The organism is Actinopolymorpha rutila (assembly GCF_013407855.1).
GTDB lineage: Bacteria > Actinomycetota > Actinomycetes > Propionibacteriales > Actinopolymorphaceae > Actinopolymorpha > Actinopolymorpha rutila.
Genome location: NZ_JACBZH010000001.1, coordinates 2,819,299 through 2,843,325, shown reverse-complemented (window position 1 = coordinate 2,843,325; position 24,027 = coordinate 2,819,299). Strand labels below are relative to the sequence as shown.

At 71.6% G+C, this 24,027-nt stretch carries 22 protein-coding genes and 1 riboswitch; of the genes, 3 read left to right on the top strand and 19 right to left on the bottom strand.

Features of this window, described 5'->3' with window-relative positions; translation table 11 throughout:
• Positions 1-27: 27 nt before the first annotated feature.
• The 13 genes from F4554_RS12695 to F4554_RS12635 all read right to left on the bottom strand — a co-directional run bounded on the left by F4554_RS12695 (position 28) and on the right by F4554_RS12635 (position 15,702).
• Entirely contained in the window at positions 28-1,029 is a 1,002-nt protein-coding gene (locus F4554_RS12695) for an LLM class flavin-dependent oxidoreductase (RefSeq protein ID WP_179787572.1), read from the bottom strand.
• 78 nt (positions 1,030-1,107) lie between these two features.
• Complete coding sequence (gcvP, locus tag F4554_RS12690; RefSeq protein WP_179787571.1) at positions 1,108-4,071, bottom strand: aminomethyl-transferring glycine dehydrogenase; 2,964 nt, start codon at positions 4,069-4,071, stop codon at positions 1,108-1,110.
• Between the two features lie 75 nt (positions 4,072-4,146).
• A riboswitch (glycine riboswitch) is annotated at positions 4,147-4,285 on the bottom strand.
• A 140-nt stretch (positions 4,286-4,425) separates the two neighbouring features.
• Positions 4,426-5,061, bottom strand: coding sequence for a MerR family transcriptional regulator (locus tag F4554_RS12685; RefSeq protein ID WP_179787570.1), 636 nt, complete (start codon positions 5,059-5,061; stop codon positions 4,426-4,428).
• Positions 5,062-5,364: 303 nt separating this feature from the next.
• Entirely contained in the window at positions 5,365-5,835 is a 471-nt protein-coding gene (locus F4554_RS12680; protein ID WP_092655753.1) for a bifunctional nuclease family protein, read from the bottom strand.
• A 45-nt stretch (positions 5,836-5,880) separates the two neighbouring features.
• Positions 5,881-6,618 (bottom strand): transcriptional regulator FtsR, encoded by a 738-nt coding sequence (gene ftsR, locus F4554_RS12675; RefSeq protein ID WP_179787569.1) that lies wholly within the window; start codon positions 6,616-6,618, stop codon positions 5,881-5,883.
• A 49-nt stretch (positions 6,619-6,667) separates the two neighbouring features.
• Entirely contained in the window at positions 6,668-7,231 is a 564-nt protein-coding gene (locus tag F4554_RS12670) for an FHA domain-containing protein (protein ID WP_179787568.1), read from the bottom strand.
• 185 nt (positions 7,232-7,416) lie between these two features.
• A complete protein-coding gene (gene gcvH / locus F4554_RS12665; protein ID WP_179787567.1) occupies positions 7,417-7,806 on the bottom strand; it encodes a glycine cleavage system protein GcvH in 390 nt (129 codons plus the stop codon).
• Between the two features lie 29 nt (positions 7,807-7,835).
• Positions 7,836-8,789: a DUF881 domain-containing protein gene (locus F4554_RS33025; RefSeq protein WP_179787566.1), complete on the bottom strand. Its 954-nt coding sequence runs from the start codon at positions 8,787-8,789 to the stop codon at positions 7,836-7,838.
• Positions 8,790-8,796: 7 nt separating this feature from the next.
• Entirely contained in the window at positions 8,797-9,129 is a 333-nt protein-coding gene (locus F4554_RS12655) for a small basic family protein (RefSeq protein WP_092655757.1), read from the bottom strand.
• On the bottom strand, positions 9,126-10,076 hold the full coding sequence (locus F4554_RS12650; protein ID WP_238341281.1) for a DUF881 domain-containing protein: 951 nt from the start codon (positions 10,074-10,076) through the stop codon (positions 9,126-9,128). Before F4554_RS12650 ends, F4554_RS12655 begins: the two co-directional genes overlap by 4 nt.
• A gap of 36 nt (positions 10,077-10,112) precedes the next feature.
• A complete protein-coding gene (locus tag F4554_RS12645) occupies positions 10,113-12,614 on the bottom strand; it encodes a sugar phosphate nucleotidyltransferase (RefSeq protein WP_179787565.1) in 2,502 nt (833 codons plus the stop codon).
• Positions 12,615-12,652: 38 nt separating this feature from the next.
• Positions 12,653-13,276 carry a cardiolipin synthase ClsA gene (clsA, locus tag F4554_RS12640; protein ID WP_179787564.1) on the bottom strand — a complete coding sequence of 208 codons (624 nt, stop codon included), beginning with the start codon at positions 13,274-13,276 and terminating at the stop codon, positions 12,653-12,655.
• A gap of 149 nt (positions 13,277-13,425) precedes the next feature.
• Entirely contained in the window at positions 13,426-15,702 is a 2,277-nt protein-coding gene (locus tag F4554_RS12635) for a UvrD-helicase domain-containing protein (protein WP_179787563.1), read from the bottom strand.
• 246 nt (positions 15,703-15,948) lie between these two features.
• On the opposite strand from F4554_RS12635, the gene F4554_RS12630 reads away from it, so the two are divergent.
• Positions 15,949-16,332 carry a phage holin family protein gene (locus F4554_RS12630; RefSeq protein WP_337796005.1) on the top strand — a complete coding sequence of 128 codons (384 nt, stop codon included), beginning with the start codon at positions 15,949-15,951 and terminating at the stop codon, positions 16,330-16,332.
• A 28-nt stretch (positions 16,333-16,360) separates the two neighbouring features.
• On the opposite strand, the gene F4554_RS12625 is transcribed toward F4554_RS12630, so the two are convergent.
• Positions 16,361-17,191, bottom strand: a complete 831-nt coding sequence (locus tag F4554_RS12625) for a DUF1684 domain-containing protein (RefSeq protein ID WP_179787562.1) — start codon at positions 17,189-17,191, stop codon at positions 16,361-16,363.
• Between the two features lie 467 nt (positions 17,192-17,658).
• Here F4554_RS12625 and F4554_RS12620 point away from each other — a divergent pair, with 467 nt between their 5' ends.
• Positions 17,659-18,021: a hypothetical protein gene (locus F4554_RS12620; protein ID WP_179787561.1), complete on the top strand. Its 363-nt coding sequence runs from the start codon at positions 17,659-17,661 to the stop codon at positions 18,019-18,021.
• A gap of 53 nt (positions 18,022-18,074) precedes the next feature.
• On the opposite strand, the gene F4554_RS12615 is transcribed toward F4554_RS12620, so the two are convergent.
• From F4554_RS12615 to F4554_RS12595, 5 genes are all read right to left on the bottom strand, one after another.
• Complete coding sequence (locus F4554_RS12615) at positions 18,075-18,860, bottom strand: inositol monophosphatase family protein (protein ID WP_179787560.1); 786 nt, start codon at positions 18,858-18,860, stop codon at positions 18,075-18,077.
• Positions 18,857-19,606 carry a glycerophosphodiester phosphodiesterase family protein gene (locus F4554_RS12610; protein WP_179787559.1) on the bottom strand — a complete coding sequence of 250 codons (750 nt, stop codon included), beginning with the start codon at positions 19,604-19,606 and terminating at the stop codon, positions 18,857-18,859. Before F4554_RS12610 ends, F4554_RS12615 begins: the two co-directional genes overlap by 4 nt.
• Before the next feature lie 183 nt (positions 19,607-19,789).
• Positions 19,790-21,898 (bottom strand): excinuclease ABC subunit UvrB, encoded by a 2,109-nt coding sequence (gene uvrB, locus F4554_RS12605; protein WP_179787558.1) that lies wholly within the window; start codon positions 21,896-21,898, stop codon positions 19,790-19,792.
• Positions 21,899-22,040: 142 nt separating this feature from the next.
• On the bottom strand, positions 22,041-22,679 hold the full coding sequence (gene coaE / locus F4554_RS12600) for a dephospho-CoA kinase (RefSeq protein ID WP_202889894.1): 639 nt from the start codon (positions 22,677-22,679) through the stop codon (positions 22,041-22,043).
• Positions 22,680-22,709: 30 nt separating this feature from the next.
• Positions 22,710-23,279 carry a hypothetical protein gene (locus tag F4554_RS12595; protein ID WP_179787556.1) on the bottom strand — a complete coding sequence of 190 codons (570 nt, stop codon included), beginning with the start codon at positions 23,277-23,279 and terminating at the stop codon, positions 22,710-22,712.
• A gap of 385 nt (positions 23,280-23,664) precedes the next feature.
• Between F4554_RS12595 and F4554_RS12590 the strand changes: the two genes are divergently transcribed.
• Positions 23,665-24,015 (top strand): hypothetical protein, encoded by a 351-nt coding sequence (locus tag F4554_RS12590; protein ID WP_179787555.1) that lies wholly within the window; start codon positions 23,665-23,667, stop codon positions 24,013-24,015.
• The last annotated feature ends 12 nt before the right edge of the window (positions 24,016-24,027 follow it).

Here is a 24,027-nt window from a genome sequence, read left to right as displayed (position 1 = left end):
CGGCGGGACGCGCGAAGGTCGAGGGCGCTATGCCGGCCAGGACTCGGTGACCACAGGATCGGTCAGCCCGACAGCGGCCGCCTGGGCCAGTCGGGACAACGCCTGCGTCGGGTCGCCCGCGGGCACGAACACCACCGAGTCGGCACCGGCGTCGTGGAACTCCCGCAGGGCCTTCGCCGCGTCGTCGGGGGTACCGGTCACCGCCAGCTGGTGCACCCACTCCCGGGGCAACGCCTGCGCCAGCTCGTCCTCCTCCGCGTGGCTTCGGGCGAGCTCGGCCGCCTCCTCGGCGATGCCCAGCGGTCCTAGCTGCACCGAGCAGTCACCGCCGCGCAGGACTCGCGCGATGCTGCGGCGTACAGCCCACTCGCCGTCCTCGTCCAGCCCGAGGTAGGCGTAGACCGTGTAGCGGTGCGGGTCGGTACGCCCGGCCTCGGCACGACCGGCGTCCACCTGCTCGCGTGCCCAGCGAAGGTAGGCCGGCGCGGACAGCTCCGACAGGACGGTGCCGTCGGCGACCTTCCCCGACAGCCGCAGCGACTTCTCCGCGCGGACGCCCAGCGAGATCGGCGGCGGCGCGGCGATCGGATACCGCAGGCGTACGTCGTCCAGCCGCACGTGCCGGCCGGCCGTCGTCACCGTCTCACCGGCCAGCAGTGCCCGGACCGCCGACACAGACTCCCCCAGCGCGGCCAGCTGCGACGGCGGCAGCGCGCCGATCTGCTCCATCCAGCTCGCCACACCGTGACCGAACCCGGGCAGCACCCTGCCCGGGAAGATCCGCAGCAGGGTGGACAGCTCCAGGGCGGCGGTCGCGGGGTTGCGCATCACCGCCGGCAGGACACCGATCCCGACCGCCAGCCGCTCGGTGGCCGCCAGCGCCGCGGTCGCCGCGGCGATACCGCCGGCGAAGAAGCAGTCCTCGACCACCCACAGCTCCTGGTAGCCGAGGGCCTCGACCTGGTGGGCGTAGGAGGGCAGGGCCTCCGGCTCTACCGCACACGGAAACATCGCGCCGACGCTCGTCATCGGGTCACTATGGCACAGCCGACCGACATGTCGCCGACACCTCGGGCCGCCGCGACGACCCGAGGTCTCGGCCGGACCCTATTCGGCGAACGCGTCCGGCGGCGGGCAGACGCACACGAGGTTGCGGTCGCCGTAGGCCTGGTCGATGCGGCGTACCGGAGACCAGTACTTCCGCCTGCGCAGGCTCGGCATCGGGTAGGCCGCCTCGTCCCGGGTGTAGGGGTGGTCCCATTCCCCGGCCAGCATCTCCACCGTGTGCGGCGCGTTGACCAGGGGGTTGTCGCCGGCCGGCCACTCCCCCGACGCGACCTTCGCGATCTCGCCCCGGATGGCGATCATCGCCGCGCAGAAGCGGTCCAGCTCCGCGAGGTTCTCCGACTCGGTGGGCTCCACCATGAACGTGCCCGCCACCGGGAAGCTCATCGTCGGCGCATGGAAGCCGTAGTCGATCAGCCGCTTGGCCACGTCGTCGACGCTGACCCCGGCCTCCTTCGCCAGCGGCCGCAGGTCGATCACGCACTCGTGCGCGACGAGGTTGTGCCGGCCGGTGTAGAGGACGTTGTAGTGCGGGGCCAGCCGGGTGGCGACGTAGTTGGCGGCGAGTACGGCCGACTCGGTGGCCAGGCGCAGCCCCGGCTCTCCCATCATCGCGACGTACGCCCAGGAGATCGGCAGGATCCCGGCCGAACCGAACGGCGCCGCCGACACCGGCCCGACCCCCGTCTCGGGACCGGCCTCGGGCAGCAGCGGGTGGTTGGGGAGGTACGGCGCGAGGTGCTCGCGGACCGCGACCGGTCCCACGCCCGGGCCGCCGCCGCCGTGCGGGATGCAGAACGTCTTGTGCAGGTTGAGGTGCGACACGTCGCCGCCGAACTCACCCAGCCGGGCCAGGCCGAGCAGGGCGTTCAGGTTGGCGCCGTCGACGTAGACCTGCCCGCCCGCCTCGTGCACGAGGTCGGCGAGCTCGGTGATGTCTTCCTCGTACACGCCATGCGTGGACGGGTAGGTGACCATGATCGCGGCCACCCGGTCGCGGTGGGTGTCGAGCTTGGCGCGCAGGTCGGCCAGGTCGACGGTGCCGTCCTCGGTGGCCGCGACGACCACGACCCGCATGCCGGCCAGCACTGCCGACGCCGCGTTCGTCCCGTGCGCCGACGAAGGGATGAGGCACACGTCGCGCTCGCCTTCGCCGCGCGACCGGTGGTAGGCGCGGATCGCCAGCAGACCGGCGAGCTCGCCCTGGGAGCCGGCGTTCGGCTGCAGCGACACCGCGGAGTATCCGGTGACCCGCGCCAGCCAGTCTTCCAGCTGCCGGATCAGCGTGAGGTAGCCCTGGGCGTCCTCGATCGGCGCGAACGGGTGGATGCCGGCGAACTCCGGCCAGCTGATCGGCTCCATCGCCGCGGTCGGGTTGAGCTTCATGGTGCACGAGCCGAGCGGGATCATCCCCCGGTCGAGGGCGAAGTCGTCGTCGGCGAGCCCACGCAGGTAGCGCAGCATCGCGGTCTCCGAACGATGCCGCTCGAACACCGGGTGGGTGCAGAACGCCGACGTCCGCACCAGGTCGGCGGGCACCGCGTCGGAAGTGCTCGCGTCGAGGTCGCGGACGTGGCCGACGTCGTACGGACCCACGCCGAACGCCGCCCACACCGCGGCGAGGTGGTCGGGCGTGGTCGCCTCGTCGCAGGCGATCCCCACGTGGTCGTCGTCGGCGAGCCGGAGGTTGATGCCCCGCTCGCGGGCGGCGGCGACCACCTCGGCGGCCCGCCCCGGCACCCGGGCCAGCACCGTGTCGAAGTACGCGTCGTGGACCACCTCGACGCCGCCGGCGCGCAGGCCGCCGGCGAGCACCGCGGCGGACCGGTGGATGCGGGCGGCGATCTCCCGCAGCCCGTCGGCGCCGTGGTAGACGGCGTACATTCCGGCGATCACCGCGAGCAGCACCTGGGCGGTGCAGATGTTGCTGGTCGCCTTCTCCCGCCGGATGTGCTGCTCACGGGTCTGCAGCGCCAGCCGATACGCCGGCCTGCCGGCCGCGTCGACCGACACCCCGACCAGCCGGCCGGGCAGGTTGCGCTCCAGGCCCTTGCGGACAGCCATGTAGCCGGCGTGCGGACCGCCGTACATCATCGGCACGCCGAGCCGCTGCGCGCTGCCGACCGCGACGTCGGCACCGATCTCACCCGGCGGGCGGACCACCGCGCAGGCCAGCAGGTCGGCGGCAACCGCCACCTGCGCACCGCGCTCGTGCGCGTCCCCGATCAGGCCGCGGTGGTCGCGCAGCGCGCCGCTCACACCGGGGTACTGCAGCAGGACGCCGAAGAACTCCCCGTCCGGCAGCCCGGCGGACAGGTCGGCGACGTCGACGGTGATGCCGAGCGCCTCCGCGCGGGTGGCGAGCACCGCAACCGTCTGCGGCAGGCAGTCCGCGTCGACGACGAAGCGGGCGCTCGTGGACTTGCGGTTGGTACGCCGGAGCAGGGTCATCGCCTCCGCGGCGGCGGTCGCCTCGTCCAGCAGGGACGCACCGGCGACCGGCAGGCCGGTCAGGTCGCCCACCATGGTCTGGAAGTTGACCAGCGCCTCCAGCCGGCCCTGGCTGATCTCGGGCTGGTACGGCGTGTACGCGGTGTACCAGGCGGGATTCTCCAGCACGTTCCGGCGGATGACCGGCGGGGTCACCGTGTCGGCGTACCCCATCCCGATCATCGACACCATCAGCCTGTTGCGGCCGGCGAGCTCACGCAGCTCGGCCAGTGCCTGCCCCTCGGTCACCGCGGGGCGCAGGTCGAGCGGGGAGTCCGCGCGGATGCCGCCTGGGACCGCGGCGGCGACGAGTTCCTCCAGCGACCCGAACCCGCAGGCCGCCAGCATCTTGGCGCGTTCCTCGGCGTCCGGGCCGATGTGCCGTTCGGCGAACACGTCCGCGGAGATGGGTTCGCCCAGCCGGGCGTGTGCACGCAGGCCCTCGGCGAGGGTTGCGGTGGCCGGCCGCGGCGGGTGCTCGGGGCCGGGCGCGGATCCGGAGGTGGAGACGGTCATGTGGGGGCTCCCAAGTCGAGGCTGCTCGCCTGGCGGTCCCCCTCTGTCACGTCACCACCGACGCTTCAGAGTCGCCTCGCCCGCGCGGTCCGTTGGCCTGAGAGGTTCCGGGGAGGGTTGCCCCTTCGGCGCCCGCCACCTCCGCCGGCCGGTCGCCGGGGATACGGCGAGGCGCGATGCGGTGGAGCTGGCAGGACTCTCCCACGCGGGGTAGTCAGCGCCCCCAACGCTACCAGCGCCCTCGGAGACCCAGTCCGTACGAGTGCAGCGATTCGGGACGACTCACCCGAACCGCCCGCGCCGCGGAGGCGCGGGCGGGCGGAGGTGGGAGGAAGTGGGACGTGGGCGGACGGCTCAGCCGGTGAGCCGGGCCTGCCTCCGGGCGGACAGCTCGTCGCCGGGGTGGTCACCAGCGCCGGCGCCGTCGAGGCGCTCACCCGGAAGCTGGGCGAGGGATCCCTCGACCTCGCGGGACACCCGGCCGAGCGCGATGCCGAAGACGCCCTGCCCACCCTGGAGCAGGTCGATCACCTCGTCCGGCGAGGTGCACTCGTAGACGCTGGCACCGTCGCTCATCAGTGTGATCTCGGTGAGATCGCCGGCGCCCCGCTCGCGCAGGTGGGTGACGGCGGTGCGGATCTGCTGGAGCGAGACCCCCGCGTCGAGCAGCCGCTTGATCACCTTGAGGAGCAGGATGTCGCGGAAGGAGTACAGCCGCTGGGTGCCCGAGCCGGCGGCGGGCCGGATGGTGGGCTCGACCAGGGAGGTGCGGGCCCAGTAGTCGAGCTGGCGGTAGGTGATGCCCGCCGCCGCGCACGCGGTGGTTCCGCGGTAGCCGAGGTCGTCACCGGGCGGCTCCGGAACGCCGTCGCTCGGTCCGAACAGCAGGCCCTGCTCACCTGCCGAACGCCGTGCCTCCGCGCGTTCGGGGCCTTCACTCGGAACGGCGCCGGTAGCGCCGCCCCCCGACTGGTCACCCGTGCTCGTCACCGCACGCCTCCACGTCTACGGCGTCGCCTGGCGACACCATCCTGACCCCGCCCATTCCCTGCATGGCCGACGTCTATGGCCACACGACCGGAGTCGCGTGCTTCGGAACCTGTGGATTTCGAGTTACATCAACGAGGTTTGTTCGTCACGGTAGGCCGGGGCCGGGAGGGGGTCAACGCGCCGGGCGGCGTGTCGCACCGAAACCTCGACCTGAGGTCGAGAGCTCGCCCAGGGTGGCGGTGGACGCCAGTCCACGCGCAGTCGGATGGGGACGGGTCGGACGAGGACGGGGCTGGTCGGCGGTCAGCCGGGAGTGTCGAAATCTTCGGGTGTGACCTGGTCCAGGAACTCCCGGAACTTCTGGACCTCGGCCTCCTGTTCGTCCGGGATCGCGATGCCCGCCTCGGCCAGCACCTCGTCGGAGCAGACGATGCGGACGCCGAGGCGCAGAGCCAGCGCGATCGAGTCCGACGGCCGGGCACTCACCTCCACGCCGCTGGCGAACGCCAGGATGCCGTAGAACACCCCGTCGCGCAGATCGGTGATCCTGACCTCGCTCAACTCCTGCCCGATCGCCACGAGGACGTCACGGAACAGGTCATGGGTGAGGGGCCGGGCAGGGACGATGCCCTGTTGGGCGTGGGCGATCGCACTCGCCTCAGCGGGCCCCACCCAGATGGGCAGGAAGCGTTCGCCGTCGACCTCCCGGAGCAGGACTATCGGCTGGTTGGAAGGCATCTCTACCCGGACACCAACGACGTCGAGCTCGCGCACTCGTCCACAGTACCCCGCTCGGCACCCAGAAGGTCAGGTGACGCCCTATCCGTGCAGTCCGGCCTTCACCAACAGGGCGTGCAGCTGTACCGACAGGGCGGCGAGTTCGCGGGTGCGTTCCTCCGCCCGTGCTCGCGAGTCGGCCGCGCGGTGCCGGACCAGCGGTGCGGTCACCTGCTCGATCAGACCCACCTGCCGGTCCGCTGCCGTACGGAAGGCGCGCAGGTGACGCGGTTCCAGGCCGAAGCCGGCCAGCTCACCCGCCACCTTGGCGATGGCGAGTGCGTCCTCGTCGAACTGGTCGCGACCGTGCCGGGCGGTGACCAGGCCGTACGACTCGAGTTGCTCGAACAGCTCGGGCTTGATGCCGGCGAGCTCGATGACTTCACGTCGGTCCCACCGCACGTCCGAACGACTCGGCCGGAACGCCGACGGGCGTACGGTGCCCTCGTCGTCGACGATCCGCGGTGCGGGCTGGACACGTCCCTCACCGGCCGGAAGGTTCGGCGGCGTCAGGCCCGCGTCCAGCGCGGCGAGGTGCTCCTTGATGACCCGCAGCGGGAGGTAGTGGTCTCGTTGCGCGGTCAGCACGAACCGCAGCCGTTCGATGTCGTCGTGACCGAACTTGCGGTATCCCGAGGGTGCCCGCTCGGGCTCGATGAGCCCCTCGGCTTCGAGGAACCGAATCTTGGAGATGGTGACGTCCTGGAACTCCGGGCGCAGCCGGGCCAGCACCTCACCGATGGAGAAACTGCCGGATCGCGCCGACGCCGCCCCGCTCACCGCAGGTGCCTCCGCCGTCCGCGGTGACCGCGACGGCGAACACCGGGGTTCACCCTGTCTCCTCCTCGGACCCTCCGTCCACACCCGCCGCGCTGCGCTCACCGGGCGCACCACGGCCGAACCCACGCTGGCTGGCGAAGTAGACGAGGCGGAACTTCCCGATCTGCACTTCGTCGCCGCCGACCAGCATCACCTCGTCGATGCGGTCGCGGTTGACGTAGGTGCCGTTCAGGCTCCCCACGTCGCGCACCGCGAAACCCTGGGGCTGGCGGTGGAACTCCGCGTGCCGACGGGACACGGTCACGTCGTCGAGGAAGATGTCGCTGTCGGGATGACGTCCGACTGTCACCACGTCGGAGTCGAGCAGGAACCGGCTTCCCGCGCTCGGACCACGCTGGACGATGAGCAGCGCGCTGTCGAACGGCAGTGCGTCCACCGCGGCCTGCTCGTGTGGACGAAGCTCCGCCTCGGCGCGTTCTTCGGCGGCTTCACCGCTCAACGAGATCGTGGCGGTCTGCTCGACCGGCCGCTCGCCCACCAGCGCCTTACCGCACTGCGAACAGAACCTGCTGCCCTCGGCATTGTCATGCCCGCACTGGGTGCAGAAAGGCATCGACGACCCTCCCGTGGCGGAAATCGGCGCGACTGTTGTTGGACACTTCCACCGCACACACCCTAACCCTTGATCTGGGCTGGAGGTGGGCAGGTCGGACGATAAGCCGACCGGCCCGCTCCGGGTGTGTTCGCCGCCTCCGGCGCCGGGGGTCGCGGTTGCCCCGGCGGTCGGAGATCAGCAGGTCAGGACTGTTCCACCTGCGCCTGGTAGGCGTCGGCGTCGAGCAGGCCGTCGAGCTCGCTCCGGTCGGCCGGGCGGACCTCGATCATCCAGCCGTCGCCGTAAGGGTCGGAGTTGACCAGCTCGGGGCGTTCGTCCAGCGCGTCGTTGCGGGCCACCACCGTGCCCTTGATGGGCGAGAAGAGGTCACTCACGCTCTTGGTGGACTCGAGCTCACCGCAGGCCGCGCCGGCCTCCACGTCGGTGCCGACCTCCGGCAGGCTGACGTAAACGATGTCACCGAGCGCACCCTGTGCGTAGTCGGTGATACCGATGCGGACCGTGCTGTCGGCGCCGCCGGGATCGCGGACCCACTCGTGGTCGCTGGTGTAGCTGAGGTCGTCCGGGAACACGCGCGTCTCCTACTTCTTGCCTCGGGGCCTCATCGAGAGGAGGACCCGGGCGATTTGTCCGGGGCCGGGTGAGCGTAGCGAGGGCTCACCACGCTGTGCAAGGAATTGACCTGGATGGTCTGTCGCTCCAGGACCGAGGCGAGGCCGCCCTTCTGGCTCACCTCGTCCACGACGCCGCCCGGGATGCGCATCGCCGTGGCGAGAGTACGCGCGTCGCCGATCGCGTCGATGGTGTACGGCGCCGGCAGCAGCTTGCCGTCGACGATGATCCCGCCCTGGCCGTCCAGGACGTAACTCGACGCGACGACCCGGACCTGGTCGTTGATCTCGATCGCCTCCGCACCCGCGTCGCGCAGCTCCTCGATCGTGTTGAGCACCAGGGACGCGTTGACCGCCGCCTGGTGGTCGGTGATCGTGAGCCGGATGCCGGGCCCGGTCGCCGGGAGCGTACCGGCGAGGATGCCGAGCGTCTGGGCGCGGGTCTGCGCCTGCTCCAGAGCGGAGCGGCGGCGGTCGGCGCCGGAAACGAGGTCGGCCTTGGACCGCTGCAGGTCACCGATGTCGGTCTCCAGGCGGCGGGAGCGTTGCTGCAGGCCGTCCATGATCTGGATGAGCTGGGTGCGGTCGGCGTTGGTGAACTCGTCGGTGTTGCGCAATGCCCGCACCTGGACCGTGGCCGCGAAGCCGAGCGCCGCCAGCAGCACGGCGGCGGCGACCTGCGCACGGGAGCTGTGCGGGCGGAACGCCCCGGCCAGCCGGCGCCAGGCGGTGTCGCGGGGCCTGGCAGGAGTCGGCTTCGTGGCGATCTTCCCGGCCGGTGCGGCATCGCCGGCCGCGGTCGGCTTGGTCTCAGGCTCGGTCCCGGAGTTCGCCCCGGAGTTCGTCCTGGCGTTCGTCCCGGCGTTCTTGGCGCCGGAGGACGTGGGCTCGGGGGCTTCGGTCCCGGAGCTCTCGGTCCCGGTGATTTCGGGTTCGTCGGCCATCGTCGCCTCAGGCCTTGAAGAGCCGCCGCCGGATGGCCGCCATGTTGGAGAAGATCCGGATGCCGAGGACGACGACCACACCGGTCGACAGCTGCGCGCCGACTCCCAGCTGGTCGCCGAGGTAGACCATGACGGCGGCCACCAGGACGTTGCCGATGAACGACACCACGAACACGCGGTCGTCGAAGATGCCGTCGATCAGCGCGCGCAGACCGCCGAAGACCGCGTCCAGGGCGGCCACCACCGCGATCGGGAGGTAGGGCTGCAGCGGCAGCGGCACCGACGGCTGGAGCAGGAGCCCCGCGACGATGCCGATGACGAGGCCGATCGTCGCGATCACTGGGCGCCTTCCGTCCGCGCGTACCTGAGCGTGGTACCAGAGTCGGCCGGCAAGTTCAGCTCGTCGACCGTCTGGCTGTCCAGACGTATATGTTGCACTGCCTTGAGATTGAGCAGCCACTCGCCACCCGGGCTCTCGGTGAACCTCGCCTCCAGGGTGGCCGGGTCACCGATCGCCTCCACGACGTAGGGGCGGGCCAGCGGACGGTAGTCGACCGTGATCGACTTGTTGGCGCCGCGGATCGCGGTCAGCGCGGTGAGGCGTTCGCCGTTCACCGCGATCGCCTCCGCGCCCGCCGCCCACAGGCCGTTGACCGTCTGCTGCAGGTCGATGTCCAGGATCCGCCCCTCGGCGCCGTCGGGGCCGGACACCTGGTCGTCGGGCGCGTCGTCGATCGTCAGCCGCAGTCCGGGCCCGCGAACCTTGCCGGTGCCGGCGATCACGTCGAGGGCACCCAGGCGGGCGCTGAGGTTCTTGCCGCTGGTGGTGCTGGCGAGGATGTCGCCCTGCAGGCCGGACACCTCCTCCTGGAGCGAGCCGGCCCTCGCGCGCAGCCGGTCGTTGCGCGCGGCCTCGGCGCGGATGCGGACGATCAGGTCGGCCTTCTCCTTCTCGACCTCGGGCGCGAAGTGCCGGGTCTGGACGGCCGCGACGGCCAGCATCAGCCCGAACACCACCAGGACCACCACGGTGGCTCCCATGCCGCGCCGGGGGCGGGACCGGTTGGGCCCGCGCCGGGCCGCCGCCGCGGCGTATCCGTCGTCGAGCGCGTGGGTCACCAGCTCGCGCATCAGTGACATGGAGTCGTTGCGCCGGAACTCGGGGTAGGAGTCGGTCCACGCGCCGCTCCGGGCACCGGTGGAGCCGGTGGAGCTGGTGGAACGGTCGCTGCCGGCGGTGGGCTTCTTCCCGTCCGCCGCGGTGGTCACCGACTCCCCTCGAGCCATGCCGGCCATGGTGTCACGGCGCGCCCCCGACGACCTTCACCGGCCGGCGCGGGTCACCAGGTCGGCCCAGCGGTGCGCGAGGGTGGTCGCCTGCTCGGTGCTGGTGCTTTCCGCCCAGACCCGGGTGACCGCCTCGGTCGGGTCCGGCAGCACCAGGCCCCAGGACCCGTCCGGCTCCACCACGCGGACGCCGTCGGTGGTGTCCAGCTCCCGGCCGTCAGCCGCCTCCACGGCCGCCCGCATCACCGCGCCCTTGCTCGCCCACGGAGTGGGCACGGCGAGCTGGACGACGTGTGCCCGCGGTATCCGCGCGTTGATCTCCGACATCCGCAGACCGGTCCGGGCGATCAGCCCGACGAGCCGGACGAACGCCGCGAACCCGTCCACCGCGTTGGAGAACTCCGGCAGGATGAAACCGCCCCGGCCGTCGCCCGCGAGCAGCAGCCCCTCCGTGGCCGAGGCGGTGGCGAGTGCGTCGGGTGAGGTCGTGGTCCAGCGGATCTGGACGCCGTGGAAGGCAGCTACTTGCTCGGCGACCCGGGTCGTGGTCACCGGGAGCGCGACGTTGCGCCCGCGGCCGGACTCGGCGGCCACCAGGTCGACGAAGACCAGCAGGGCGCGCTCGTCGGAGATCACGTTGCCGGTCTCGTCCACCAGCGAGATGCGTTCACCGAGCGGATCGAAGCGGACACCGAACGCCGCCCGGGACGACGACACGAGCTCGGCGAGGTTGGCGACCGCCGCCATCCGCTGCTCGGCGGTCTCGGTGGGCCTGCGGTCGTCCAGCCCGGCGTTGACCAGGAACGCCTCGATGTCCAGCCGGCCGAGGAGGTTCGGGAGCAGCTGACTCGCGGTGCCCCGCCCGGCGTCCACCACCACCTTCAGCCGCGCCTCGGCGACGTGTGAGGTGTTCACGCTGCGAAGCAGGTCGCGGACGTAGCTCTCGGCGATCCGGGACGGGAAGGTCAGGTCGCCGATCTCCCCCGGGAACGCGCGGCGGAACTCCTGCCGGCCGAGCACCCGCTCCACCTTGCGCTGGGCCATCGGGGACAGGTCGGCGCCGCGTTCGTCGAGGAAGATCAGGTCGACCGAGTCCGGACGGTTGGGGGTGGTACGGATCAGCAGGCCGCCACCCACGCTGCTGCGCGCCGTCTCCAGCCGGGCCACGGGGTTCGGCGCCACCTCCAGGTCGCAGACGTTCAGGGCACTGGAGGTGAACGCCGCGATGGCCGCCCGCTTGAGCGCCCGGGCCGACCGCGAGGTGTCGCGGGCGGTGAGCACGGTCGACCCCTTGCGGAGCGTGGTGGCGTACGCGCTGGCGAGGCGTACGACGAGCTCGGGGGTGATCTCGACGTTCACGATCCCGCTCAGCCCGCGGGCACCGAACAGCGCCTGGCGGCCCTGTGACTCCCAGATCACGCTCTGGTTGACGACCGCACCGGCCTCGATGGTCTTGCTGGGGTAGACCTTGATCTCGGGATGGAGGACGGCCTCCTCCTCGATCACGCAGTCGTCCCCGACCACGGCGCCGTCCTCGATGCGGGCACCGCGCATCACGTCGGTGTTCTTGCCGACCACGCAGCCGCGCAGGTTGGTGTGGCCGCCGACGTAGGCGTTGTCGTGCACCACCGCGCGGTGCAGGAACGCCCCGCTGCGCACCACCACGTTGTCGCCCACCACGGTGTGGTCGCGGATCTCCGCGCCGCCCTCGATCTTGGCGTACGCGCCGACGAACGCCGGGCCCTTCAGGGTGGCCTCCGGGTCGACGTCGGCGCCCTCCCCCACCCAGACGCCGGCGGACACCTCGAAGCCGTCGATGTCGATGTCGAGCTGGCCGTCGAGCGCGTCGTAGTTGGCCTTGAGGTAGCTGCGGTGGGTTCCGACGTCCTCCCAGTAGCCGTCGGCGACGTAGCCGTACAGCGGAGCGCCCTTGGCCAGCAGGCGGGGGAAGACGTCGCTGGACCAGTCGACGTTCTCAGCCTCGCCCACGCTGTCCAGGATCTCCGGCTCCATGACGTAGATGCCGGTGTTGACCGTGTCGGAGAACACCTGGCCCCAGGTGGGCTTCTCCAGGAAGCGCTCGACCCGGCCGTCCTCCCGCAGGATCGTGATCCCGAACTCCAGCGGGTCGGGCACCCTCGTCAGGCAGACGGTGGCCAGCGCGCCGGTACGCCGGTGGTGCTCGACCAGCGAGGTCAGGTCGATGTCGGTGAGGGCGTCGCCGGAGATGACGAGGAACGTGTCGTCGGACAGCGCGGCGGCGGCGTTCTTGACGCTGCCCGCAGTGCCGAGGGGCTTCTCCTCGGTGGCGTAGGTGAGGTCCATGTCGAGGTCCTCGCCGTCACCGAAGTAGGCGCGCACCATCGAACCGAGGAAGTGGACGGTCACGACGGTCTCGGTGAGTTCGTGCCGGCGCAGGAGCCGCAGCACGTGCTCCATGATCGGGCGGTTGACCACCGGCAGGAGCGGCTTGGGCATGCTCGTGGTCATCGGGCGCAGGCGGGTGCCCTCGCCACCGGCCATGACGACGGCTCTCACGTGGCTCCTCTCCGCCAGCCCGCACCGCGAGGGTCACCTCAGGTGCGGAGCCGACCTTCTTCTCGTGCGGGTGTCGCCGGCGCTTCGCTCCGGAGAAGCTGGTAGGCCTGGTAGGCGTAGAGAATTCCGGCCCACCAGTACAGGCCGGTACCCCACACCACGAAGGCCCATCCCACGATCTGTGCCAGGGACGCGAAGGTGCTGCTGCCCTCACCAAGGAACAGCAGCGGGAAGGCGTACAGCAGGCAGAACGTCGCCGCCTTGCCCAGGAAGTGCACCGGCAGCGGGCCGAAGCCGCGGATCCGGAGATAGCCGAGCAGGCCGACGAGCAGGACGTCCCGCAACGGAAGCGCGACCGCGAGCCAGACCGGGATCACCTCACGCACCGCGAGGCCCAGCAGCACCGCGAGGATGTAGAGCCGGTCCGCGAACGGGTCGAGCAGCTTGCCGAGCGTGCTGGTCTGGTGCAGCCTGCGCGCCAGCTGGCCGTCCAGCCAGTCGGTGAAGCCGGAGACCGCGAGCACGATGATCGCCCAGCCGTCGGCACGCGGGCCGAGGACGAGCCACAGGAACAGCGGCACACCGGCGAGCCGGGCGAAGCTCAGCAGGTTGGGCAGGGTCAGTACCCCCGCGTCCTTACGCGCGTCGACCGGCTCCGCCACCAACGAATCCCCCTCTGGGGCCACAGCAGGTCCTGCCTGAGTCCTGCTGAATGTCCTGCTCAAACAGTATTACCCCGGTCGCCGGGCACGTCCCCCGCCGCGCTGACACGGCCCGGCCGGCCGGGACGTCGCCCTGACGTCTCGCTCGGTCACGCCGGGCGATCGGTCGCGGCGGCCGGTCCGGTCGTGCCGTCCGGCGTGGTCGGGCCTGCCCGCCAGCCACCGTCGGCACCCACGGTGACCAGCCGCTGGGTCGCCCGGGTGAGAACGACGTACAGCGTGCGGACACCCACCGGGCTCTCCGCCGCGATCTCGGCCGGCTCGACCACGACCACCCCGTCGTACTCGAGACCCTTGCTCGCCAACCCCGTGGTGACAACGACCCGTGCGGCCGCATCGTCCCCGAGTTCGGCCAGCCAACGCGCCGCCTCGTCCGCCCGTGGCCCGGCGACCACCACGCCGACGTTCCCGGCGACCGCGTCGAGGAGTTCACCGACCGCCGCCCGCACCGCGTCGGGACGGCCGTCGGAGCTGGTCGTCAGGTGGGTCGGCGGGTGGCCGGTCTCGCGCACCGCCCGCGGCAACCGCACGTCGGGCAGCGCAGTGCTGATCACCTCCGCGGCCAGGTCGAAGATCTCCGCCGAGTTGCGGTAGTTGGTGTCCAGATGGAACGTACGCCGGGTGCGGACGCCCAGCGCCGCGTCGCGGGCTGCCTCGGCCTCCGCGACGTCCGGCCAGGAGCTCTGCGCCGGGTCGCCGACGATCGTCCAGCTCGCGTGCCGGCCGCGGCGGCCGAGCATCCGCCACTGCATCGGGGACAGGTCCTGCGCCTCGTCCACCAGCACGTGGGCGTAGCCGTCGTACTGCTGGGCCTGTTCGCCGCGGGACCAGGAGCGTTCGCGGTCGTACGACGTGACCACCTCCTGCACGCCGTCGTCCTCGTCGAACGGGTCGCGCGGCACCACCGGCCGCACCGGCTCCCCCAGGAGGGCGTCCAGCTCGTCCAGCAGCGGCACGTCCTCGACGGAGTAGCCGATCCTGCCCCGCGCGGTGGACGACGGGACCGCCGCAGGGGCGGGGGCCCCGGCCGGGCCGGACCACGAGGCGGCGAGCAGGTCGACCTCATCGGGACGGAGCACGCCCCGGGCGACCCGCGCGAGCCGGTCGCGGTCGGCCAGCCAGCCGAGCACCTCGGCCGGTGTGACGTTGGGCCACCAGGCATCCATGAACTCGGTGAACGCCGGTCGCTCGCGCACGTCCTGGTCGAACTCGCCCCGCGACATCGGCCGGCCGCCGGCACCGGCGCCGTCGGTCCCGGCCGCGCCGCCGGCCTGCTTCCACAAGGCGCCGAGCAGCGCCCGGACCGCTTCCGGACGCGCCCGGTTGCGGCGCGCGCCCCTGCGGAGGACGTCGGTGCGGATCGCGGTCAGCTCCCGGGCGCCGAGCTCGAGCCGGCGGCCCGCGGCGTACAGGCGAAGCTCCTCGGGCGCACCGGGCACCGCGCTACGCGCCGCCCGGGACAGCACCTGGCGCATCCGCGCCGATCCCTTGACCACCGCGCACGGGAAAGGATCGGACCGGTCGGCCACCACGCCGTCGACGACCTCACCGACCGAACGCAACGTGGCCTCGTGTTCGCCGAGCGAGGGAAGGACCCGCTCGATGTAGCTCATGAAGACCGCCGACGGCCCGACGACCAGCACACCGCCGCCCTGGATGCGCCGGCGCTCGGTGTAGAGCAGGTAGGCCGCCCGGTGCAGGGCCACCACGGTCTTGCCGGTGCCCGGGCCACCGCTGATCAGGGTGACGCCGGGCGCGGGTGCGCGGATCACCTGGTCCTGTTCGCGCTGGATGGTGGCCACGATGTCGCGCATCCGGCCGCTGCGGGCGGAGGTCAGCGCAGCCATCAGCGCGCCGTCACCGACCACGTGCAGGTCGGCCGGCGCGTTCTCGGCGTCCAGCAGGTCGTCCTCGACGCCGACCACCCGCTGGCCCTGCGACCTCAGGACCCGCCGGCGCACCACGCCCTGCGGGTCGACCGCGGTCGCCTGGTAGAACACCGCCGCGGCGGGCGCCCGCCAGTCGAGCACCAGCGGCTCGTGCTCGGCGTCGCGTACGCCAATCCGGCCGACGTAGCGTACTTCGCCGCCCACGTGGTCCAGCCGGCCGAAGACCAGGCCCTCGCGCTGGGCGTCGAGCACCGCCAGCCGGCGAACCGCGTGGTCGACCAGCACGTCGCGTTCGAAGAGGCTGCGGTAGTCCTCCTCCTTGATCTGGCCGGTGTAGTCGAGCAGGCCGCGCTCGCGGCCCTCCCGGCGGACCGCGGAGGCGCTCTCGACCATCGCGGCCAGTCGGGCGTACACGCGGTCGACGTACTGCTGTTCGCGGCTGATCTCGGCCTGCTCGACCGAGGTGGAAGGCTGCACCGTGCGCGTTCTCCCTGCCCTGCGGTGCACCCCGGCACCGCCCCTGACGTACCTGACCACGTCAGCTGACGAAGTGGCTGAGCCCACCAGCTGACGAACTACCGACACTGCCCCAAGTGGGCAACCGCACAAGTCTAGGACCTGTTCCGTGCGGCCCGCAGGACGCGCCCCCGGCGCCCCAGGTGGGCCGATGCGGCCCCGTGCGCGGTGCTGTCACCGACCGGCCGGGCATGGGATGATCGCGCCGTGATCCCCATCGTCGTACGCGTCGCCATCAACGCCGTCGCCCTGTGGGCCGCCACCTGGGTGTCCGGGGTCGAACTCGGCGGCAGTTCCACCCCCGCCAAGGTCGGGACGCTGATCGCGGTCGCGTTGATCTTCGGCCTGGTCAACGCCGTTCTCAAGCCGATCATCAAGGTGGTCGGCTGCGGCTTCTACATCCTGACGCTCGGCCTGATCTCGTTCGTGGTCAACGCGCTGCTCTTCCTGCTCGTGGGCTGGCTGGCCGGGCAGTTGCATCTGTCGTTCACCGTGAGTGGTTTCTGGGCCGGTTTCTGGGGCGCGATCATCATGACGGTGGTCAGCTTCGCGCTGAGCCTGGTCATTCCCGACAAGTACGACGAGCGCTGACCTTCCGGCGAGCGCCGACCTCCTCGGGTCAGTCCCGCCAGAGGACCGCTCGCTCCCCCGCGGTCACCGCGAACGGCAGCGTGTTGCCCTCCGGCGGTGACGGGCACAGGTAGTGGTCGGCGAACGCGCACGGCGGCAGGTGGGCGCGGTTGAAGTCGAGCAGAGTGCGCCCGTCGTCGTCCGGCGCCGGCAGGTGGACGAAGCGGAAGTCGTGACCGTCCCGGCCGCTGGTCCGGTCGCCGAACACCGCCTCCAGTCCGCCTCCCCTGCGGTTGCCCACCCGCAGGGTGTACGTCTGCCCGTCGTGGTCGAACCTCACCTCACCCGACAGCGTCAGCCCACGGTCCTGCCCGTCGGCGTTGGCCACGCGTTCCACGCGGTCGGCCGAGTCGTCGGGATAGGCCACGAACGTCGCGGGCAGCGCCCACGCCTCGTCGGGGGCGTACGCCTCGACGCCGACGAACGACGTGCGGGTGCGGGCGTGCGGGTCGTAGACCCGGACGGCGAACTGGCCCTCGCGCTCGATCAGGGCGAGCTTCCAGTCACCGTGGGAGATCGTCGACGGGTCGGGGTCACGGTCGGAGCGGGGCCGGGCGACGCCATCGACGATCACTCCGTCCACGACCAGGCCCGCGGCGGACTCGCTGCGCACGGTCACCACCCCGGACTCCACGCTCCACACGCCCGGAACCTCGGGGACGCTGGTCGCACCGTCCACCCAGTGGGTGCCGACGAGGGCGAGCATGGCGTACGGACCGCTGACGCCGGCCTGGCGCTGCTGGCGCCACTTCGCCCAGTCGTCCGCGAACGTGGTCTCGGTCATCTCGGTCTCGGTCCCGGACTGCGCCGCGATTCCCATTTCCGAGCTGGCTCCTCACTTCGTTGTCGTCGACACCTGGCGTCCTCCCGTACACGGCCTGGCGTGCTCTCCTTCGGCCGGAGACGTTCCGCCGGCCCACGAAACTATCCGCGAGCGAGACGAAGCCGATCTCTCGACGCCGAGATGGTAGTGGCCGGAATGTCTGGAAGCGACCCATCGTCTGCCGGTAGGCCCCAGGGCCGACCCGCGCGAGCGGGGGTTTCGACCCTACGTGAGAAATGGATCACGGCAATGGGCACGGCCGGATCGGCCCTCGCCCGGCCGCGGTCCGACCGTGGGCGCCTTCCTGTCGGCGGCTCCGCGGCGGCCCGGTTCCGGTCAGGCCGGGCGTCCCGATCCGGTCGCCTCGAACGCTCGGGGTTCGGCTTGCGAGCACCCGGCGATGAACTATTCTTCGAACATGAGTTCGATCCCCTGCCCAAGGTGACCGGACGGAAGGACCCCGAATGACCGACCGCTTTGCGGTGCGAGAAACCCCCCAGGGGCATGGCGTGTGGGACGCGGCCGTCAATGGCTGGCACAGCAGGCAGGACCTCGACGAGGCCGCGGCCACGGAGATGGCGAACACGATGAACGCCGGCCACGTGGCCCGGGAGGCCCGCCCCGACAGCGGTTCCCGCCGGGTGGTGCCGGCCAAGCCGGTGCTGGTGCTCGTGGACGGGCGCTGGTGGCCCGGGCATCTCGACTGGTGGGTGCACGAGAACGACGGGTGGTACGGCCGGGCCACCCTGGACGCCAGTGGCGCGGCGAGCTGGTATCCGGCCGCGTCCCTACGCCCGGCGCCGGCCTCGGCGGCGAGAAGCGCGTGAGACTCGAGCCGGTCGCGGGGCGACGCGCGAACCCCGCGGCCGGCCACTCTCCGTCAGCCGGCGGAGTCTCCCATCCACGCCTCCCACACCTGGTCGGCTACCGCGGGCGCGGCCACCATGATCCCGCCGGACTCCGGGAACAGCGTCCGCTTCCCGTCCTCGCCGCGGACGTCGGCTCCGGCCTGGCCGGCGACGAACACCGCGGCCAGCAGGTCGATCGGGTTGAACGCACCGATCACACCTCCGGCCGCCCGGCCCGCGGCAACGCTCACCAGCGAAAGCGCCGAGGAACCCATGATCCTGGTGGTGCACAACTGCCCGGCGAGCCGGTCGAGCATGTCGGTCATCCCGGGCCAGGGCCGGTAGGCCGCCCACTCGGTGACCACCACCTCACCGGCCAGCTCGGTGGCGTCCGAGCACCGGATCGGGTCACCGTTGCACAGCGCGGGGCCACCCCGGACGGCGCTGAACACCTCGCCGCGGAAGGGATCGGCGACCACACCGAGCGCCGGCCCGTCGGCGTCGGCCAGGGCAAGGCTGAACGAACACCAGGGCAGCCCGCTGGCGTAGTTGGTGGTGCCGTCCACCGGGTCGAGGTACCACGTGGGAGCGCCGTCGGCGGCCGGGCGGCCGCCGTACTCCTCACCCACCAGCGCGTACGACGGGAAGCGTTCGGCCACGACGGCGCGCACCCGGCGTTCGATCTCCCGGTCGGTCTCGGTCACCAGGTCGGCGGCGTTGGCCTTCGTGGTCACCGACGTGGGCCGGGCCCGCATCCGGCCGGCGGCCCACTCGGCGAGTTCGAGCGCGGTGGACAGCTCGTCTGCGTACGTCGTCATCGTCGGGCCTCCGTCTGCGAATCCGTGGGCCGTCCGGTCGAGGGCCGGCCGTCCGCGGGCCGGCGAACCACGTCGACCAGGGAGGCGATGCGGTTGCTGATGATCGCGTCCACCCCGAGGTCGGCCAGTCGCGCCATCTGCTCGGGGTCGTCCACCGTCCAGGTCGACACCAGCCGGCCGGCGGCGTGGTTGGCGGCCACGCCGGGCTCGTCAAGGTGGACCCACTCCGGGTTGAAGTACTGCGGTCGCACCCGGTCCCACACCTCGTCGTCCGGCGGTGTCGGACGCCCCCAGGACAGCGCGATCGCGGCACCGGGCTGCCGTTCGCGGATCTGGGCCAGTGCCTCAGTGTCCCCGGCGTAGAGGACGTGGGCGTCCAGTCCGCGCTCGCGCACCAGCGCCTGCGTGGCCAGCCCGATCGCGACGGAGGTGACGTCCAGCATCACCTGGGTGCCGAGCTGGACAACGAGGTCGAGCGCCTCCTCAGCGGTGGGCAGCGACCAGGCGCCGCCGGGTGCGCGGTGGGCGGCGGCGAGGTCGGCGAACGGCACCGACGACACCGGCCGCCGGTCGTCCCACAGGCGTTCCAGGGTGGGGTCGTGGAGTACGACCAGGCGGTCGTCCGCGGTCAGCCGCAGGTCGATCTCCACCATGTCGGCCCCCGCGGCGACCGCTGCCTCGATGGCCGGCAGGGTGTTCTCCCGGTTGCCGCGTGGCTCGCCGCGGTGGGCGATGGCCGTGGTCACGTGTGGTCCTCCCCGCTGACAGGCTCTGGGTCCCGACGATCCTGGCACTGCCGCCCCGACCACTCCACCCGGGGCCATCACACGGGGATCACTCCACCGGGAACCACTCCACCGGGGCCACGCGACCCGGGGCGCCTCACCTTCGGCCGCCCCGGTCCACCTCGCCCTGTTACTTCACCCGGGTTACTTCACCCCGGCCTCGTGCATGCCACGCAGCTCGCGCTTCAGCTCATGGATCTCGTCGCGCAACCTGGCGGCCAGCTCGAACTGGAGTTGCTCGGCCGCGGTGTTCATCTGCTGGTTGAGCTCCTGGATCAGGTCGGCCAGGTCGGAGGCCGGCAGGGCCGCGAGGTCCTTCGCGTGCCGTCCGGCCTCGCCGAGGCTGGACAGCTCCGGCACGGGTGCCTTCCCGCGGCTCTGCTGACGCCCCGCACCACCCAGAAGCTTCTGGGTGTCGGCGTCCTCGCGAGCGAGCATGTCGGTGATGTCGGCGATCCGCTTGCGCAACGGAGTGGGGTCGATCCCCTTCTCCTTGTTGTAGGCGACCTGCTTCTCCCGCCGCCGGTTGGTCTCGTCGATCGCCATCTGCATGGACGGAGTGATCGAGTCGGCGTACATGATCACCTGGCCGGAGACGTTACGGGCGGCGCGGCCGATGGTCTGGATCAGGCTGGTGCCCGAACGCAGGAAGCCCTCCTTGTCGGCGTCCAGGATGGCCACCAGCGACACCTCCGGCAGGTCGAGCCCCTCGCGGAGGAGGTTGATGCCCACCAGTACGTCGTACTCGCCCATCCGCAGCTCGCGCAGCAGCTCCACCCGGCGCAGCGTGTCGACCTCGCTGTGGAGGTAACGCACCCGGATGCCCTGCTCGAGGAGGTAGTCGGTGAGGTCCTCGGCCATCTTCTTGGTCAGCGTGGTGACGAGGACCCGCTCCTGCTTGACCTCCCGCAGCCGGATCTCGTGGATGAGGTCGTCGATCTGGCCCTTGGTGTTCTTCACCACCACCTCGGGGTCGACCAGACCGGTCGGCCGGATGATCTGCTCGACGGTGCCGTCGGCCTTGCTCAGCTCGTAGTTGCTGGGCGTGGCGGAGAGGTAGACCGTCTGCCCGATGCGCTCCAGGAACTCCTCCCAGCGCAGCGGCCGGTTGTCCATCGCCGACGGCAGCCGGAAGCCGTGCTCGACCAGCGTCCGCTTGCGGGACATGTCGCCCTCGTACATCCCACCGATCTGCGGCACCGTCACGTGGGACTCGTCGACGACCAGCAGGAAGTCCTCGGGGAAGTAGTCGAGCAGGCAGTGCGGCGGCGAGCCGGGCGCGCGTCCGTCGATGTGGCGGGAGTAGTTCTCGATGCCCGAGCAGGTGCCGATCTGGCGCATCATCTCGATGTCGTACGTGGTGCGCATGCGCAGCCGCTGCTCCTCCAGCAGCTTGCCCTGGCGTGCCAGCTCGGGCAGCCGCTCGGCGAGCTCGGCCTCGATGTCGGTGATCGCCCGCTCCATCCGCTCCGCACCGGCGACGTAGTGGGACGCCGGGAAGATGTAGAGCTCCTGGTCCTCGGTGACGATCTCCCCGGTCACCGGGTGCAGCGTGGACAGCCGCTCGATCTCGTCGCCGAAGAACTCGATCCGGACGGCCATCTCCTCATAGACCGGGAACACCTCGAGGGTGTCGCCGCGCACCCGGAACGTGCCGCGGGTGCCGGCGGCGTCGTTGCGGGAGTACTGCATCTCGACCAGCCTGCGAAGCACCTGGTCACGCTCGATCTCCTCGCCGACCCGCATCCGGACCATCCGGTCGACGTATTCCTGCGGGGTGCCCAGGCCGTAGATGCTGGACACAGTGGCGACCACGATCGTGTCGCGTCGGGTCAGCAGCGAGTTGGTGGCGGAGTGCCGCAGCCGCTCGACCTCCTCGTTGATCGAGGAGTCCTTCTCGATGTAGGTGTCGGACTGCGGGACGTAGGCCTCGGGCTGGTAGTAGTCGTAGTAGGAGACGAAGTATTCGACCGCGTTGTCGGGGAAGAAGTGCCGCAGCTCGTTGGCGAACTGCGCCGCGAGGGTCTTGTTGGGCTCGATCACCAGGGTGGGCCGCTGCAGCTTCTCCACCGCCCAGGCGACCGTCGCGGTCTTTCCGGTGCCGGTGGCACCCAGCAACACCACGTCGCGCTCGCCCGCCTCGATCCGGCGGGCGATGTCGTCGATGGCCTCCGGCTGGTCGCCGGACGGGGCGAAGTCTGAGACCACCTTGAACGGCGCGACCTTGCGGACAATGTCAGTAACCGGACGCATGAGGACCACCGTACGCCCGACCACCGACAGGCTCTCCCGCGCCGACCGCGAACCGGACGCACCGGGTCGGATCGGTCGGGGTCTGCACGGATCGGCCCGGATCTGGCCCGGACCCGGCCGGATGGGGCGGCCGGCTCGGGCCTCAGGCCGGGCCCTGACCTCGCCGCTCGTCCTCGCCGCCCGACGCGGCCGACCTCAGCCGCCGCCACAACTCCTCCACCCGGGCGTCGAGCTCGGTCAGCGACCCGGAGTTGTCCACGACCATGGTGGCGGCGGCCCGCCGCTCGTCCCTGGACGCCTGGGCGCCGGCCCGCGCCCGCGCGTCGTCCACGCTGATCCCCCGCACCCGGGTGAGCCGGTCGGTCTGCACCTCCTCGGGTACGTCGACCACGATCACCTCGTCGAACCCGCCCTGCTGGCCGGTCTCGACCAGCAGGGGAATGTCGTGGACGACCACCGCGTCCGGGTCCGCGGCGACGGCGGCCCGCTCCAGTTCGGCGGCCCGGGCGCGTACCCGCGGGTGGATGATCGCCTCCAGTCGCCGGCGCGCCCCGACATCGGCGAAGACCAGGCGCCCCAGCGCCGGGCGGTCGAGTGCGCCGTCGGGTCCGAGCACCTCCTCGCCGAACGCCTCGACCACAGCGGCCAGCCCGTCGGATCCCGGCGCCACCACCTCCCGCGCCAGCCGGTCGGCGTCGATCACGACGGCCCCGTGGGCGGCGAGCCGCCGCGCGACCTCGCTCTTGCCGGACCCGATTCCACCCGTCAACCCCACCCGCAGCACAGTCGAGGACGATAGCCGAGACGCGGGTCAGCCGTGCGCGACGACCTGCGACATCGCCCGGCGGGCGCGCTCCAGGCTGGTCGCCAGCGGCTCGTCGAACCGGTCGGGGTTGAACGGCGCCCGGGTGGAGACGTACAGCCCGCCGTTCACCTGCTCGACGTGGGCACCGTGGTACGCCTGGGCGATGCCGGAATGCAACCGGGTCAGGTCGAACCACGCGTCCAGGAACAGGTCCGGCTCCGGAGTGACCAGCAGGTCCTTCGGCGACAGAAAGGGCGCCTCCAGCACGACCGACGCGTACAACGGCCGCAGAGTCACCGCCAGTGCGACCAGCAGCTCCCGTAGCCGGTCACCCAGGAGGAAGGCCGCCTTCTCGTCGGTGTAGGGGCGCTCCAGGGCCGACCCGTCGACCACGACCTCGATCGGGTCGGCGTCGAGCAGCGCCAGGGAGGTCATCGGTGAGCAGCGCCGAACGACCGGATCGCGCAGCCCGTCCAGGCGTGTCACGACCTGGCGTACCTCGGTCACGAGCGCGTCGTCCCGCCGCCCAGGGACGAACAGGCCCACGCCCGCCGGTTGCCATCCGAGCTCGTGCACCCCTCCAGTGTTGCCGACGGAAGGAGATCGGGACAGTGCACGACCAAACCCCGTCCGGGGGATGGTGAGGCGCTCCACGCGGGGACCAAGGCGGGCTTGCCGCCCAGGGATTTTCGCATCACCGCGGCCCGTCTTGTCCGGCCCGTCCGGCTCGCCCCGGGGTCGCGAACGTCCGGGCCGTACGGCCTGGCGGTGGACTGTCGGGCCCCGCGCGGTTCGCGTCGGTCGGCATGGTTCGCCACCTCCCGGCGCCGCCCGGCACCGAACGCTCGCCCTGGTGGCCGGCCACGTCGGTGTGGCGGGTCGGTCCGGTCGGGTCGTTCCTGATCATCTCGTCCGAGGTTTTACGTGGCTTCGTTGATGACCGATGCCGTATAACGGTGGCATGTCCGAACCGCGCGTTCCTCGTGACGATGCCGAGGCCGCCCTGCACGCCCGCAAGGAACTCGGTCCCGACTTCGAGCCGGCCGTCGTCGACTCCTTCGTCGAACGCATCGACGCGGCCATCGAGGCGCGGGTGGCCCAGGAGGTCAGCCGGGCAAGGAAGTCCGCGCCCGCGGCGCGCAGGGACGACGGTCACGCACTGGCCCTGGCAATCGTCTCCATGGGTGTGGCGATCCCGGTGTCCGGACTCGCCGCTCACGAGGCCGGGCTCGGCGGCCTGATCGTGGCGTGGATCGGGATCGTCATGGTCAACCTCGCCTACGCGCTCGGCCGGCTGCGCCGCGACGACTGACCGCCCTGCGGG